A 15563-nucleotide genomic window follows, 5' to 3' on the forward strand; every position below is an offset into this window, starting at 1 on the left:
AGGGCCGGCAGAGCCGACCCTTCGAACTTCATCCGCCAGCGGAAACGCTTATGCGTTTTCCTTCGGCGTCAGCACCTGACGGCCGCGATACATGCCGGTCTTCAGGTCGATGTGGTGCGGACGGCGCAGTTCGCCGGAGTTCTTGTCTTCGACGTAGGTCGGAGCCTTGAGGGCGTCAGCGGAACGGCGCATGCCACGCTTGGACGGGCTCGTTTTTCTTTTCGGTACAGCCATTTCATTCTCCACTTATCGGGCAAAACACTGTTCAGCAGCCGAAAATGGCCGGGTCAAACAGATGTCGATCTCGGAAATTTCGCGCGCTTATACATGGCCGACCACGGTTTGACCAGTCCCCGCGCGCAAATTTTCGAATGGGAGCGGGTCGAGGAAAAGTGTGAAGCGGTTCTCCGTCCGCGTCCGCTCCGGCTTCAAGCCTCGTCCTCTGGCACGATCCACGGCTCTGCCTTGGCCGCCTCCTCCCACTTGCGGAAGGCCGGGTGCGACTTGACGGCTTCCATGTAGGCGAGCGTTCCCGGATCGATCGTCAGTTCGTACACTTCCAAACGGTTGACGACGGGGGCAAACATCGCGTCGGCGGCGGTGAAACGGCCAAAGAGAAACGGTCCGCCGGAGCGGGCGATCGCTTCCCGCCAGATCGCTTCGATCCGCGCAACATCCGCCATGACCCCATCGGGAAGCTCGATCGCCTTCACCGACCGGCGGATGTTCATCGGGCAGGCGCCGCGCAACGCACGGAAGCCGGAGAGCATCTCCATCGAATAGCTGCGCGCCCGCGCCCGGTCCTCGCGGTCCTCCGGCCAGAGGCCGGCTTCCGGGAAGAGCTCGGCCGCGTACTCGATGATCGCCAGCGATTCCCAGACGCGCGTATCGCCGTGGTGAAGCACCGGCACGCGCCCCGTCGGCGAGATCTCGTGAAATTTCGGGTTTCCCGCCGGAAAGTCGAAAGGAATGACGACGTCTTCGAAGGGGATGCCGCAGCCTTCGAGCGCCAGCCATGGCCGAAGCGACCAGGACGAATAATTCTTGTTGCCGACATAAAGAACGAGCTTGGCCATGGATCCCTCACTGAATTTGATTTCGGCGAGAGGATTGCCACATCACCGGCGGCAGGACCAATGAATTGCCTTCATCTCAATCATAAAGACATGTGATGTAGTCGCCGGACCGGCCGGCGCGGCGCTCGATCACCGAGGCGAGACGCCTCAATCCCCGCCCCGGCTTGCCGGCATTGCGGTCGATCGGATTGGGGAGCGCTACGGCGAGGAGAGCGGCCTGGCGGCGCGAAAGCTTGGCGGCGGAAACGCCGAAATGATGCCGTGCGGCGGCTTCGACGCCGTAGATGCCGTCGCCCCACTCGGCGACATTCAGGTAGATTTCCATCATCCGCCGCTTGCTCCAGACGAGATCGGCGACGACGGCGAGCGGCAGTTCCAAGCCCTTGCGAATGAAGGAGCGGCCGTTCCAGAGATAGAGGTTTTTGACCGTCTGCATCGGAATGGTGCTGGCGCCGCGGGTCTGCTCGCCATCCAGCGCATCCTCGACGACGCCGCGCATCTGCGTCCAGTCGACCCCGTTGTGAGCGCAGAACTGGCCGTCCTCGGACATCATCACTGACTGGACGAGAACCGGCGCGATATCGTCGAACTCCACCCACTGCCGGTCATAGCCGCGCAGCAGCACGAGGTCGCGCAACATCAATGTGGAAACAGGATGGATGAAATCGGCGAGGTAGACGAAGATAAGCAGGTAGGGAAGCAGGAGAATGGAGAGTGCCGCGAGAACGAGACGCCGGCGCCGCGTTCGCCAGGTGCGGCGCAAGGTGGACCAGCGGCCGGCGGACAACTCGCCCTCCTCGCGTTCTTCCGGAACGATGTCCACCGCCTGACTGTCTACCCCTCTGTCCATTCCCCCACTCTTATTTCATGAAACGCGAAAGTTGAACGGCCTTTCTCCGAGAAAGACAAGGGCGGCTGTGCACTCATCCCGAACAAAACGCGGGAACTGCGACTACAAAGTCCGTTGAAAGCCGCTCTTCCCCGTGCCAAAGAGCCTCTCATGCAAGACGAGACAACATTTTTTGCGCAGCGCCTCAAGGCCGCGGCGCTGGCGGTGGAGAGCCAGCTTTCCAGACTCCTCGGACCTGCCGCCCAGACGGACGAAATTGCCCGCCCGCCACGGCTGCTCGAGGCCATGCGCCACGGCGTGCTCAACGGCGGCAAGCGGCTGCGCCCGTTCCTCGTCACCGAAAGCACCGCCCTTCTCGGCGGCAGCGCCGAGGCAGCGATCAAAATCGGTGCGGCGCTCGAATGCGTGCATTGCTATTCGCTCGTCCATGACGATCTGCCGCCGATGGACGACGACGATATGAGGCGCGGTCAGCCGACCGTGCACATTGCCTTCGACGAAGCAACGGCGATCCTTGCCGGCGACAGTCTCCTGACCTTTGCCTTCGACATCATCGCGGCACCGGAAACGCCGCTTGCCGACCGCCAGAAGACGGCGCTTGTGCTTGCGTTGGCGCGCGCCGCCGGCCATGGCGGTATGGCGGGCGGCCAGGCGCTCGACCTCGCCGCCGAGAAGGATGCCCCCGACGAGGCGGGGATCGTCACGCTGCAGGCGATGAAGACCGGCGCCCTCCTCCGCTTCGCCTGCGAGGCGGGGGCGATCATTGCCGACGCCGCGGCCGAGGATCGCAGAAGCCTGCGCGCCTTCGGTGAGAAGATCGGCCTTGCCTTCCAGCTTGCCGACGACCTTCTCGACCTCACCGCCGACGCCGAGGCCATGGGCAAGGCCACCGGCAAGGACGCCGCCCGCGGCAAGGGCACGCTCGTCGCCCTACACGGCCAGTCCTGGGCCGAACGAGAGCTTGAAAGACTGGTGGTCGAGGCGGAAGAACTGCTGGCGCCCTACGGCAGCCGTTCGGCCGTTCTCGTCGAAACCGCCCGTTTCATCGCGAACCGGAGGAACTGAACTAAAATGAGCAAATTCTGGTCGCCGATCGTTTCGACGCTGAAGCCCTATGTTCCGGGCGAGCAGCCGCGCATCGCAAACCTCGTCAAGCTCAACACCAATGAGAGCCCCTACGGGCCCTCGGAGCAGGCGCTCGAGGCGATCCGGACGGCGGCAAGCGCCGATCTCCGGCTCTATCCGGATCCGGTCGCACTGGGCCCGAGGGAGGCGATCGCCGCACGCTATGGCGTCTCGGCCGGCGAGGTCTTCGTCGGCAACGGGTCCGACGAGGTGCTGGCGCACGCCTTCGCCGCACTGCTGAAGCACGACGAGCCGCTGCTCTATCCGGACATTTCCTACAGCTTCTATCCGACCTATGCGGGGCTCTTCGGCATCGAAGCGATCGAAGTGCCGCTCAATGCGGCCTTCCGCATCGACATTGCCGACTATCGCCGCGCCTCAGGCGCGATCATCCTTCCCAATCCCAACGCGCCGACCGGCATCGGCCTACCGCTTGCCGAGATCGAAAGACTGGTGGCGGAGCACCCCGACCAGCCGGTGGTGATCGACGAGGCCTATATCGACTTCGGCGGCGAATCGGCGATCGCCCTCGTGCCGAAATACGACAACCTGCTGGTCGTGCAGACCTTTTCCAAGTCGCGGGCCCTGGCCGGCCTGCGTGTCGGTTTCGCCATCGGCCAGCGCGCGCTGATCGAGGCGCTCGAGCGCGTAAAGGACAGCTTCAATTCCTACCCGCTTGGCCGCGCCGCCCAGGCCGGTGCGACGGCTGCGATCAAGGACGACGCATGGTTCGAGGCAACCCGCGGCAAGATCATCGCGACGCGCGCGAGGTTGACCAATGAGTTGGAAAGGCGCGGCTTCGAGGTCCTGCCGTCGCAGGCGAATTTCGTCTTCGCCCGTCATCCGGACCATGAAGGACAGACGCTGGCCGCGAAGCTGCGCGAACGCGCCGTCATCGTCCGCCATTTCGCCAAGCCGCGAATCGCGGACTTCCTGCGGATCACCATCGGCACCGACGAGGAATGCGCAAGACTGGTCGCGGCGCTCGACGAGGTTCTCTGAGGCCGCGGCCTGTCTCGAGCGAGTGCGGCCGCCCCTCTCCTCGGATTTAACCCGGGTTAAACCCGAGGACCAGCCCTCCCCCGCAAACGGCGCGAGGGGGTTGAAGCGTCACCGCAAGTCCCCTTCGCCCCGCTTGCGGGGAGAAGGTGGCCGGCAGGCCGGATGAGGGGCAGATAACGGCGCTACTCCGCCGCCGCCTGGCCGTGGCCGAAGCGTTTCTCGATATAGTCGGCAACGAGAAGCTGGAAGTCCTCGGCGATCTTCGGGCCGCGCAAGGTCATCGCCTTCTGGCCGTCGATGAAGACCGGTGCGGCCGGCATCTCGCCGGTGCCGGGCAGCGAAATGCCGATATCGGCATGCTTGCTCTCGCCGGGGCCATTGACGATGCAGCCCATGACGGCGACCTTCAGCGCCTCGACGCCCGGATACTTCTCGCGCCAGACTGGCATGCTGGCGCGGATGTCCTCCTGGATCTTCTGGGCAAGTTCCTGGAAGACGGTGGAGGTGGTGCGGCCGCAGCCGGGACAGGCGGCGACGACGGGAATGAACTGGCGGAAGCCCATCACCTGCAGGAGCTCCTGCGCCACCTGTACCTCGCGGGTGCGGTCGCCGCCGGGCTCGGGGGTGAGCGAGATGCGGATCGTGTCGCCGATCCCCTGCTGCATCAGGATGCCGAGCGAGGCCGAGGAGGCGACGATGCCCTTGGTGCCCATGCCGGCCTCGGTAAGCCCGAGATGCAGTGCATGGTCGGAGCGGGCGGCAAGCATCGCATAGACGGCGATCAGGTCCTGAACGCCGGAGACCTTGGCGGAGAGGATGATGCGGTTGCGCGGAAGGCCGAGCTCTTCCGCCAATTCCGCCGAGAGGAGAGCCGACTGCACGATCGTTTCGCGCGTCACCTCTTGCGCCGTCAGCGGCGAGCCCGCGGCCTGGTTCTCGTCCATCAGCCGCGTCAGCAGTTCCTGGTCGAGAGAGCCCCAGTTCACCCCGATGCGCACGGGCTTGTCGTAGCGGATCGCCATCTCGATGATCTCGGCGAACTGCTTGTCCTTCTTGTCCTTGAAGCCGACATTGCCCGGATTGATGCGGTATTTGGCGAGCGCCTCGGCGCAGGCCGGATGGTCGGCCAGGAGCTTGTGGCCGATATAGTGGAAGTCGCCGACGAGCGGCACGTCCATGCCGAGCCGCAGCAGCCTCTCGCGGATCTTCGGCACGGCGGCCGCACTGTCGTCGCGGTCGACGGTGATCCGCACCAGTTCCGAGCCCGCTTTGTGAAGAGCCGCCACCTGCGCGACCGTCGCGTCAATATCGGCCGTATCCGTATTCGTCATCGACTGGACGACGACCGGCGCGGCACCGCCCACGATGACGCCGCCGACATCGACGGCGACCGAGGCACGGCGCGGCTTTGGCTCGAAATCGAAGGCAGAAGACATGAAGGCCTCTTTTTGGATCCCGCGGGCGGAGCGTGATACGGAAACCGCTCCGGCTTTCGTCATTCAGGTGGCGAAGGAAAGCGTACTTGTCAACGGCAACATCATGCGCTGACGGCGAATTGATGGCGGCGACCGACGGCGCGGGAAGCGCCCCTCATCCCGCTGCCGCGACCTTCTCCCCGCAGGCGGGGAGAAGGGGTCTGCCGCAAGCCTCGCTCCCCTTTCGCCGCAGAGCACGGCCGACAGCATACGCCGAGCGGACGAGGGAGTTCGGAACAAGCCGCGAGTCACCTTCGCCTCGCCTGCGGGAGAACGTGGCCGGCAGGCCGGTTGAGGGGCAGTCGCCTGTGCCAGCCGCGTTCCGTGCAACGGCGATCTAATGCTCCCCGCCTTGATCCGCATGAACGGCGTGGTGCGCCAGGAGAAGTACGACGACGAAGAGAACGGGGAGCGATGCGAAGATCACCGCGAAACCGCTGTGCTCGGCAATGAAGCCGATCAGCGACGGCGCGAACAGCATGCCGGAATAGCCCATGGTGGTCGCGACGGCGAGGCCGATGCCCGGCTGCAGGCCGGGCATGTTGCCGCCGGCCGAAAAGGCGATCGGCACCATGTTGGAAATGCCGATGCCGGCGATGGCAAAACCGAGAACCGCTAAGGCCGCATTCGGCGCAAGCCCCGCCAGAACCATTCCCACCAGCGCAGTGACGGTGCAGACGCGCAGCGTCGTCGTCGCCCCGAAGCGATCGCGCACATGGTCGCCTGCAAAACGCATCGCCGCCATCGTCGCCGAGAAGGCGGCAAAGCCGAAGCCCGATAGCTCGACCGAGGCGCCGAGTTCATTGCGGAGATAGAGGGCGCCCCAGTCGAGCACAGCCCCTTCCGGCACCATGGAGAACAGCGCCATCAGGCCGACAAGCCACGGCAGCGGCGTCATCGGCAGTCTGAGCTTCTCCTTGGCGGCCGCGGGATGCGGCTGATCTGCAAGGATCATCGGCCAGGCAGCAGCAAGGATCGCGGCGCAGAGGCAAGTCACCACGATCGCATGCGGCAGGACGCCGACGCGGGCCATCAGGAAGCCGCCGATGCCGGCGCCGATCAGACCGCCGAGGCTCCAATAGGCGTGGCAGGAGGACATGATGGCGCGGCGCATCGATTTCTCGACCTCGACGGCATTGGCATTCATCGCCACGTCCATGGCGCCGACGAAGCCGCCGAGCAGGAACATGCCGAGCGCCGCCGCCCAGACGTTCGGCACCAGCGTCAGCACGAGCAGCAGGGGCGAGAGGATGATCGCCGTGGCCTTGGCCACCTTCTGCGAGCCGATGCGAGCAATGTAGCCACCGGCGATCGGCATCAGCACCAGCGAGCCGATGCCGAACACGAGGATAAGGAGGCCGAGCACACTCTCGCCGATCCCGAGCCGATCCTTGAATTCGGGGATCTTCGGGGCCCAGCTGCCGGTGACGAAGCCGTTCATCAGGAACAGGAGGGAGACGGCGAGCCGGTTCTTCGACATGTAGCCCTGTCGGACTGCGACCTTCGGGGCGGTGTCTGTGCGCTGATCCATTGTTAACTTTCCGCTGCCGGACAAGCCGGCTCAAACTGATTCTGATACGTTTGCCGTTCGGGCTGTGCCGCGATGCTCATCCGGCGCGCTCGCCCGCAAGAACGACACGTGCCCCTCGCGCGGTGAATGCGGCGATCTCGGCTTCCGGTGCATCCGCCTCGAGGATGAGAGTCGAACCGGCGTCGATACCGACCACGGCATGCGGCGCGGCCGTGCCGAGCTTGTCCGTCGTGATGGCGGCAAGCACCGAGCGGCTGCGCGAGGCGATCAGCCGCTTGAATTCCGCATCCTCGAAATGGAAGGCCGTCAGCCCCGCCTCGGCGTCGGCACCGCATGTCCCGAGAAGGCAGAGATCGGGCCGCAGCAACGCGGCGTCACGCTGTGCCCTCGCCCCGACCGCCGCGCCGACCGCACGGTCGAGGGGTCCGCCGATCAGGATAAGGTCGAGCCCCGGCTTTTCCATCAAGGCGGAGGCGATCAGCGGCGTGTTGGTGACGATCGTCGCCGTGAGGTCCGGGGCGATCACCCGGGCGATCGCCAGATTGGTCGAGCCCGCATCGACAAACACGGTCATGCCGCGCTCTATGAAGCCGACCGATGCCCGCGCCAGCACCGCCTTGCGTTCCGGAGCGAGCGCCGCTCGCTCGCTTAACGAGCCTGCGTCCGGAGCGATCGGCAGGGCGCCGCCATAGACGCGCTCGCAAAGACCAGCCGCGGCCATTTCGCGCAAGTCGCGCCGAATCGTGTCGTCGGAAACGTTGAGTTCGCGCGCGAGATCCGCCGCCAGAACGCGGCCATTGGTTCTCAGGCGCTCCCGGATCAGGGATTTTCTTTCGCGGAGCAGCAGTTCGATCGCCATTTTCCTAATCGTGCATAAACGTGCATGAATCGCTTTAAACGTGAGTAACACTCTTGCCGTGCAGATTCAACCTTGGATCATTGGGAACAGGCACGCCGCCTGAAGGTTCTAATGGGGTTCGTTCCGGCGGCGGACGGTTCGCCTGAGAAAATATTCTACCGAACCGGCTGGGGATTGGTCTTTTATGCGCTCTGGCGGCCTGGATTTTGTGCGAGTCTCGCCCGCAATCCGGATGACGGGCCGGAGAACAACAAAGATGGAAACAAGACAATGAAGCTCCTTCCGACACTTTTCGCTGCCGCCCTGCTGCAACTTGCCGCCTTTGCGCCGGCCGAGGCAGGGTCGAATCTCGACGACATCAAATCGGCCGGCGTGCTGAAGATCGGCACCGAGGGCACCTATGCCCCCTTCACCTATCATGATGCGAACGGCACGCTCGTTGGCTTTGACGTCGAGATCGGCCAGGCGGTCGCCGAGCGCCTCGGCGTCAAGGCCGAGTTCCTCGAAGGCAAGTGGGACGGCCTGATCGCCGGCCTCGACGCCAACCGCTACGACACCGTCATCAATCAGGTCGGCATTACCGAGGAACGCAAGAAGAAATACGACTTTTCCGAGCCCTATATCGCTTCCAAGGCGGTGCTGATCGTCAAGGCCGACAACGAGGAGATCAAGGACTTCCCCGACTTGAAGGGCAAGAAGTCGGCCCAATCGCTGACCAGCAACTTCGGCAAGCTTGCGCAAGCCTCGGGCGCCGAGCTCGTCGGCACTGACGGCTTCGACCAGTCGATCCAGCTCGTCTTGACCGGCCGCGCCGACGCGACCATCAACGACAGCCTATCCTTCCTCGACTTCAAGAAGCAAAAGCCGGACGCCCCCGTGAAGGTCGCTGCCGAGCAGGCCGATGCCGACTATTCGGGCATCATCATCCGCAAGGGCGAACCGGAGCTGCTCGAAGCCATCAACAAGGCGCTCAACGAAATCAAGGCCGACGGCACCTACGAGAAAATCTCGCAGAAATATTTCGGCGCTGACGTGTCCAAGTAAGCGCCGGCGAGCGGAAAGGCGCTTCCCACTTTTCCTGATCTCGCCCTATGAGTTACGATCCGTTCCGGCCTCGGAGCGGATCCGCGCGTCTTGAAAGGCTTCCCCTTGCCCAACTGGCTGAACCTCATGGCGGAATCGCTGCCGACCCTGCTTTGGGCCGGCTTGATCTTCACGGTGCCGCTGACCCTGCTCTCCTTCGTTCTCGGGCTGCTGCTCGGCCTCGTCACCGCCATCGTCAGGCTGTTCGCACCGGCGCCCCTCGTCGCCGTGGCGCGCTTCTATGTCTGGGTGATCCGCGGCACGCCGCTGCTCGTTCAGCTTTTCGTCATCTTCTACGGCCTGCCGAGCCTCGGCATATTGCTCGACGCCTTTCCGGCGGCGCTGATCGGCTTCACGCTGAACATCGGCGCCTACACGTCCGAGATCATTCGTGCGGTGATCTCCTCCGTGCCGCGCGGGCAATGGGAAGCCGCCTATTCGATCGGGATGAGCTGGAGCCAGGCGATGCGCCGGACAATTCTGCCGCAGGCGGGCCGCGTTGCCGTGCCGCCGCTGTCGAACACCTTCATATCGCTGGTCAAGGACACCTCGCTCGCCGCGGCGATCACCGTACCGGAGCTCTTCCAGACGGCGCAGCGCATCGTCGCCACGACCTATGAACCCCTGATCCTCTATATCGAGGCAGCGCTGATCTATCTTGTGATGAGTTCCGTGCTTTCCGCTCTCCAGGTGAAGCTGGAGAAACGCTTCGCCCGCTATGGCGGTTTCCTGGAGGCGCGCGCATGATCGAGCTCACGCACATCGTAAAGCGCTTCGGCACCAACGCGGTCCTGAACGACATCAGCGTCAGCCTGGCGGAAGGAACCGTCACAGCCTTGGTAGGCCCCTCCGGCGGCGGCAAGAGCACGCTTCTGCGCTGCGTCAACCTGTTGGAAATCCCGACCAGCGGCGCAATCCGCCTCGGCGACGAGCGGCTTGACTTCGCCCCCGGCCGCAAGGTCGGCTGGCAGGCGATCCAGCGGCTGCGCCGACAGACCGGCATGGTGTTCCAGAACTTCCAACTCTTCCCGCACCAGACTGCCCTCGGCAACGTCATGGAAGGCCTCGTCACCGTTCTCAAATGGCCGGCCGACCGGGCCCGCACCCGGGCGCTCGAACTCCTCGAGAAGGTCGGCATGGCCCACAAGGCCGACGCCTGGCCGGCGACGCTCTCCGGCGGCCAGCAGCAGCGCGTGGCAATCGCCCGGGCGCTCGCCCCCTCGCCGCGCGTTCTCCTCTGCGATGAGCCGACCTCGGCGCTCGATCCGGAACTCGCGGAGGAGGTGGTGGAGGTGCTCAGCCGCCTCGCGCGCGAAGGCACGACGATGATCATGGCCACCCACGACCTCCGCCTCGCCTCCCGCGTCGCCGATCACGTCGTCTTCCTCGACGCCGGCGTCGTCGTCGAAAGCGGCCCGCCGCGCAAGATTTTTTCGACGCCAGAGCGGGAGCGCACGAAAAGGTTCATCGCCTCGCTCAGTGCGCCGATGAGCTATGATATCTGAGAGAATGTTCGCCGTGACGACGGCTTTCCCATGGCACGGCTGCGCGCACGCTTAGCAGGGAGGGCATCTCCCCTCTCCACCGTCATCCTCGGGCTTGACCCGAGGATCCACACGCAAGCATCCGGTCCATCGCGTTCCGAACCCAGTCGCAAGGGTCCTGCGTGTGGACCGCTCCGTGAAGGTTGCAGCTCGTGCATGGATCCTCGGGTCAAGCCCGAGGATGACGACGGGGGAAGCTGGGCTCCGCTGCAGACCGTTGCCACCTTCGCCTTACAGCAAATACAAACGGCCGGATCACTCCGGCCGTTTGTATTGAAGGGTTGCCCCTATCAGCCAAACACCACCAGCAGATCCTTGGCATCGATCTGATCGCCGGCCCGGACCAGCACCTCGGCAACGACGCCATCCTTCTCGGCGTGCAGCGCCGTCTCCATCTTCATCGCCTCGATGGAGAGCAGCACGTCGCCGGCCTTGACCGGCTGGCCGGGGTGAACCGCGACGGTCGAGATGACGCCCGGCATCGGCGCGCCGAGATGGGCGGCGTTGCCGGCTTCGGCCTTGCGGCGGATGGCGGCGGAAGCGCCGCGGTTGCGGTCCGGCACCTTGATCGAGCGCGGCTGGCCGTTCAGTTCGAAGAACATCTTTACCATGCCCTTCTCGTCAATCTCGCCCTGCGCCTGGTTGAGGATGACCAGCGTCTTGCCCTTCTCGATATCGGCGAAGAGCTCCTCGCCCGGCGCCATGCCGTAGAAATAGGCGGGCGTCGGCAGCACGCTGACCGGACCATAGGTCTCGCAGGCCTGCGCATAGTCGGTGAAGACCTTCGGATACATCAGGTAGGAAGCGAACTCGAAGTCATCGACGCTGCGGCCGAGCTTCTCCTCGATCGTCTTGCGTTCCGCGTCGAGATCGGCCGGCGGCAGCAGCGAACCCGGCACCGCGGTATAGGGCGCCTCGCCCTTCAGCGCCTTCTTCTGCAGCGCCTCCGGCCAGCCGCCCGGCGGCTGACCGAGATCGCCCTTCAGCATCGACACGACCGAATCCGGGAAGGCGATGTCCTTCGCCGGGTTCTCGACGTCGGCAACCGTCAGGTCCTGGGAGACCATCATCAGCGCCATGTCACCGACCACCTTCGAGGACGGCGTCACCTTGACGATGTCGCCGAACATCTGGTTGGCGTCGGCATAGGCCTGCGCCACCTCGTGCCAGCGGGTCTCGAGGCCGAGCGAGCGGGCCTGTTCCTTCAAATTGGTGAACTGGCCGCCGGGCATTTCGTGCAGGTAGACTTCAGAGGCCGGCCCCTTGAGGTCGCTCTCGAAGGCCGCATATTGGTGGCGCACCGCTTCCCAGTAGAACGAGATGCGGCGGATCCATTCCGGGTTCAGCCCGGGGTCGCGCTCGGAGCCCGACAGCGCCTCGACGATCGAGCCGAGGCAGGGCTGCGAGGTGTTGCCGGAAAGCGCATCCATCGCCGCATCGACGATATCGGCGCCGGACTCGACCGCCGCCAGCACCGTCGCGGCGGCGATGCCGGACGTGTCGTGCGTGTGGAAGTGGATCGGCAGGTCGGTCGCGTCCTTCAGTGCCTTGAACAGCACCCGGGCGGCGGCCGGCTTCAGGAGACCGGCCATGTCCTTGACGGCGATGATATGGGCGCCGGCCTTCTCCAGCTCCGCCGCGAGATCGGTATAGTATTTGAGGTCGTATTTTGGCCGGGCGGAATTCAAAATGTCGCCGGTGTAGCAGATCGCCGCCTCGCAGATCTTGTTCTCCTCGGCGACCGCATCCATCGAGACGCGCATGTTGTCGACCCAGTTCAGGCAGTCAAAGACGCGGAACACGTCGATGCCGCCCTTGGCCGCCTGGCGAACGAAGTATTTGACGACATTGTCCGGATAGTTCTTGTAGCCGACGCCGTTGGCGCCGCGCAGCAGCATCTGCAGGAGCAGGTTCGGCGCGCCCTCGCGCACCATCGCCAGCCGCTCCCACGGGTCCTCGGTCAGAAAGCGCATCGACACGTCGAAGGTGGCGCCGCCCCAGCATTCGAGCGAAAACAGGTTCGGCAGCGCCCTTGCATAAGTGCCGGCGATCCGGGCGATGTCATAGGTGCGCATGCGCGTCGCCAAGACCGACTGATGGCCGTCGCGCATGGTCGTGTCCGTCAGCAGCACCTGCGGCTGCGCCTTCACCCATTCGGCGAATTTCTTCGGCCCGAGCGCGTCGAGCTTCTGCTTGGTGCCGGGCTTCGCCTCGCCATTGATGAACGGCACGACCGGGGCGGCGATATCGTCGTTCGGCTTCGGCCGGCCCTTCGCCTCCGGATGGCCGTTGACGGTGACGTCGGCGAGGTAGGTCAAAAGCTTGGTGGCGCGATCCTGGCGCTTCACCTGCTGGAACAGCTCCGGCGTCGTGTCGATGAAGCGCGTCGTGTAGCTGTTGTCCTTGAACTTCGGGTGGCCGATGATGGCTTCCAGGAAGGTCAGGTTGGTGGCGACGCCGCGGATGCGGAATTCGCGGAGCGCCCGGTTCATCCGCTGGATCGCCTCGTCCGGCTTCGGCGCCCAGGCGGTGACCTTTTCCAAAAGCGGATCGTAGTAGCGGGTGATCACCGCGCCGGAATAGGCGGTACCGCCGTCCAGGCGGATGCCGAAGCCGGTGGCGCCGCGATAGGCGGTGATGCGGCCATAGTCCGGGATGAAGTTCTGCTCCGGATCTTCCGTGGTGATGCGGCACTGCAGCGCATGGCCGTTGAGGCGGATGTCTTGCTGCTTCGGCACGCCCGATTCCGGCGTGCCGATGGCAAAGCCGTCGAGGATGTGGATCTGCGCCTTGACGATATCGATGCCGGTGACGACCTCGGTCACCGTGTGCTCGACCTGGATGCGCGGATTGACCTCGATGAAGTAGAATTTGCCGGTGTCGGCATCCATCAGATACTCGACCGTGCCGGCGCCGATATAGTTCGTCGCCTCGGCGATCTTCAGCGAGTAATCAGCGAGTTCCTGGCGCTGCGCCTCGCTCAAGTAGGGGGCCGGGGCGCGCTCGACGACCTTCTGGTTGCGCCGTTGGATCGAGCAGTCGCGCTCGAACAGATGCACGACATTGCCGTGCGTATCGCCGAGAATCTGGCTTTCGACGTGGCGGGCCCGCTCGACCAGCTTTTCCAGATAGACCTCGTCCTTGCCGAACGCGGCCTTGGCCTCGCGCTTGGCCTCGGTCACCTCGCGGATCAGGTCCTTGGGATCGCGGATCGCCCGCATGCCGCGGCCGCCGCCGCCCCAGGAGGCCTTCAGCATCACCGGATAGCCGATCTCCTCCGCAAGCCGCTTGATCTCGTCGGGATCGTCGGGCAGCGGCTCGGTCGCCGGCACGACCGGCACGCCGATCGAGATCGCCAGGTTGCGGGCCGCCACCTTGTTGCCGAGCTGGCGCATCGTCTCCGGCTTCGGTCCGATGAAGGTGATGCCGTTTGCGGCACAGGCCTCGGCGAATTCCGGGCTTTCCGACAAGAGCCCGTAGCCCGGATGGATGGCGTCGGCGCCCGACAACTTGGCGACGCGGATCACCTCGTCGATCGACAGATAACTCTCGATCGGCCCGAGGTCGCGGGCAAGATGCGGGCCGCGTCCGACCTGATAGCTCTCGTCCGCCTTGAAACGGTGCAGTGCCAGCTTGTCCTCCTCAGCCCATATCGCGACCGTTTTAAGCCCCAGCTCATTGGCCGCGCGGAAGACGCGGATGGCGATTTCGGAACGGTTGGCAACAAGGATCTTCGAAATGGACAAGTCGGACTCCTCATAGACTTGGAAACGCGGAATGCTGCACCCGCGAAAAGAACTATTAGCGAGTCAAGGAATGAAGTGCAATTTCAGATGCGACACGAAGCCTAACCCATTGGGTCATGGCGGAGCTTCGGATCGTACGGACAGTTCCAGAAGGAGTCTGGGGCGGCGATTTTTACTTGAGAAGCTAGGAGATCAGCCCCAGCCGGAAGGCGATGGCAACCGCGTGATGGCGGTTCTTCGCCTTCAGCTTTTCCTGGATGCCGTTCATGTACCAGTCGACCGTGTGGCTCGAAATGTCGAGCACCTTGCCGATGTCGTTGGAGGTCATGCCGTCGGCGAGATAGTTCAGCGCCTCCATTTCGCGCCGCGTCATCTGCACCTCGACGCGCGAGACGAGCTCCGCCATGATCTCCGGATCGGTCAGCTCGAGCAGTTTCCAGAACAGCCGCTTGGCGATCGCGTCGAAAAGGCTCAGTTCCACCGGGCTCAGATCGACCACCCGGCCGCCGACGGTCAGGTTGCCCATCAACCCGCGCCGGCCGTGCACGGGAAAGATGTAGCCGTCGAAAAGCCCGTGATTGCGGGCCTCGACCATCATGCTTTCCATGCGTTTGCGGTGCGGGTCGGAGCGGAAGGCGACGAGCGTGTCGCGCCAGCGGAAGCCGCGCTGGGCGTGGCCGAGATAGCGGATCGTCGGGTCGATGACGACATATTTCTTGCGGATGTAGATCTGCGGCCAACCCTCCGGCCATCGGCCGGCGAGCAGCAACCGCAGCGGGTTCTCGTGCGGCTTGGGCTGGCGCACGACGCCGTAAAAATCGAAGCCGCAGCGGTCGAGCAGCCGTTCGAACTCGGGCAGGATTTCCTCGCGCGTCTTCATCTCCTCCAGAAGCGCCAGAAACTGTACGAGCAACGTTATATTCATGGAACACCCTGTGGTCGGAACGGACAGCGAGCGCCTGCGAATTCTTCTATGAACACGCCGTTCAGAAGCCATTCATGTTGCAACCGCGATAATTCTTCTTATCACGCCCGGTCCTGTACGAAACCTGCAAAAAATCGGAGTCGTGGCAAGAGATTGCGAACGATGGATCGTCCACCAATTCCTCCCTTGGACCGGATGATCAAGCCGTCTGATTTGCCCGCTCCGCGTTTTCCGCAGGTTTTTCTCAAGGGCCGTCTCGCGCGGCTTTGTCGGTCTACCAGGGCAATCCTGCGCTGATCGGCAAGGGCGCAACGCAGTGCCGCAGGACTGTTGCGGCAGAAAATCCG

The 15563-nt window shown here is 64.2% G+C and carries 13 protein-coding genes; 5 read left to right on the forward strand and 8 right to left on the reverse strand.

Translation table 11 applies throughout. The features are described 5' to 3' along the window. Positions 1 to 48: 48 nt before the first annotated feature. From rpmF to mtgA, 3 genes are all read right to left on the reverse strand, one after another. Positions 49 to 234 (reverse strand): 50S ribosomal protein L32, encoded by a 186-nt coding sequence (rpmF, locus tag SS05631_RS17290; RefSeq protein WP_026186748.1) that lies wholly within the window; start codon positions 232 to 234, stop codon positions 49 to 51. Between the two features lie 194 nt (positions 235 to 428). Then, entirely contained in the window at positions 429 to 1076 is a 648-nt protein-coding gene (locus tag SS05631_RS17295) for a glutathione S-transferase family protein (RefSeq protein ID WP_037418240.1), read from the reverse strand. Positions 1077 to 1152: 76 nt separating this feature from the next. Beyond that, on the reverse strand, positions 1153 to 1926 hold the full coding sequence (mtgA, locus tag SS05631_RS17300) for a monofunctional biosynthetic peptidoglycan transglycosylase (RefSeq protein WP_037418243.1): 774 nt from the start codon (positions 1924 to 1926) through the stop codon (positions 1153 to 1155). A 150-nt stretch (positions 1927 to 2076) separates the two neighbouring features. Between mtgA and SS05631_RS17305 the strand changes: the two genes are divergently transcribed. After that, positions 2077 to 2991 (forward strand): polyprenyl synthetase family protein, encoded by a 915-nt coding sequence (locus SS05631_RS17305; protein WP_037418246.1) that lies wholly within the window; start codon positions 2077 to 2079, stop codon positions 2989 to 2991. Positions 2992 to 2997: 6 nt separating this feature from the next. Then, positions 2998 to 4053: a histidinol-phosphate transaminase gene (gene hisC, locus SS05631_RS17310; RefSeq protein ID WP_037418249.1), complete on the forward strand. Its 1056-nt coding sequence runs from the start codon at positions 2998 to 3000 to the stop codon at positions 4051 to 4053. Between the two features lie 182 nt (positions 4054 to 4235). Here hisC and ispG read toward each other — a convergent pair whose 3' ends face one another. The 3 genes from ispG to SS05631_RS17325 all read right to left on the reverse strand — a co-directional run bounded on the left by ispG (position 4236) and on the right by SS05631_RS17325 (position 7918). Further along, positions 4236 to 5489 carry a flavodoxin-dependent (E)-4-hydroxy-3-methylbut-2-enyl-diphosphate synthase gene (gene ispG / locus SS05631_RS17315; RefSeq protein WP_037418251.1) on the reverse strand — a complete coding sequence of 418 codons (1254 nt, stop codon included), beginning with the start codon at positions 5487 to 5489 and terminating at the stop codon, positions 4236 to 4238. A 376-nt stretch (positions 5490 to 5865) separates the two neighbouring features. Then, entirely contained in the window at positions 5866 to 7059 is a 1194-nt protein-coding gene (locus SS05631_RS17320; protein ID WP_037418254.1) for an MFS transporter, read from the reverse strand. A gap of 76 nt (positions 7060 to 7135) precedes the next feature. After that, positions 7136 to 7918, reverse strand: a complete 783-nt coding sequence (locus SS05631_RS17325) for a DeoR/GlpR family DNA-binding transcription regulator (RefSeq protein WP_037418256.1) — start codon at positions 7916 to 7918, stop codon at positions 7136 to 7138. Positions 7919 to 8188: 270 nt separating this feature from the next. On the opposite strand from SS05631_RS17325, the gene SS05631_RS17330 reads away from it, so the two are divergent. The 3 genes from SS05631_RS17330 (at position 8189) to SS05631_RS17340 (ending at position 10506) form a co-directional block, all read left to right on the forward strand. Then, entirely contained in the window at positions 8189 to 8962 is a 774-nt protein-coding gene (locus SS05631_RS17330) for an amino acid ABC transporter substrate-binding protein (RefSeq protein WP_037418334.1), read from the forward strand. A gap of 105 nt (positions 8963 to 9067) precedes the next feature. Then, positions 9068 to 9748: an ABC transporter permease subunit gene (locus SS05631_RS17335; protein WP_037418259.1), complete on the forward strand. Its 681-nt coding sequence runs from the start codon at positions 9068 to 9070 to the stop codon at positions 9746 to 9748. After that, positions 9745 to 10506 (forward strand): amino acid ABC transporter ATP-binding protein, encoded by a 762-nt coding sequence (locus SS05631_RS17340; RefSeq protein ID WP_037418262.1) that lies wholly within the window; start codon positions 9745 to 9747, stop codon positions 10504 to 10506. The genes SS05631_RS17335 and SS05631_RS17340 overlap by 4 nt, the downstream gene beginning before the upstream one ends. Before the next feature lie 329 nt (positions 10507 to 10835). Here SS05631_RS17340 and pyc read toward each other — a convergent pair whose 3' ends face one another. Both pyc and SS05631_RS17350 read right to left on the reverse strand, forming a co-directional pair. Next, on the reverse strand, positions 10836 to 14291 hold the full coding sequence (pyc, locus tag SS05631_RS17345; protein WP_037418265.1) for a pyruvate carboxylase: 3456 nt from the start codon (positions 14289 to 14291) through the stop codon (positions 10836 to 10838). 184 nt (positions 14292 to 14475) lie between these two features. Continuing rightward, positions 14476 to 15216: an autoinducer binding domain-containing protein gene (locus SS05631_RS17350; protein WP_037390409.1), complete on the reverse strand. Its 741-nt coding sequence runs from the start codon at positions 15214 to 15216 to the stop codon at positions 14476 to 14478. Between the last annotated feature and the right edge of the window lie 347 nt (positions 15217 to 15563).

The organism is Sinorhizobium sp. CCBAU 05631 (assembly GCF_002288505.1).
GTDB lineage: Bacteria > Pseudomonadota > Alphaproteobacteria > Rhizobiales > Rhizobiaceae > Sinorhizobium > Sinorhizobium fredii_C.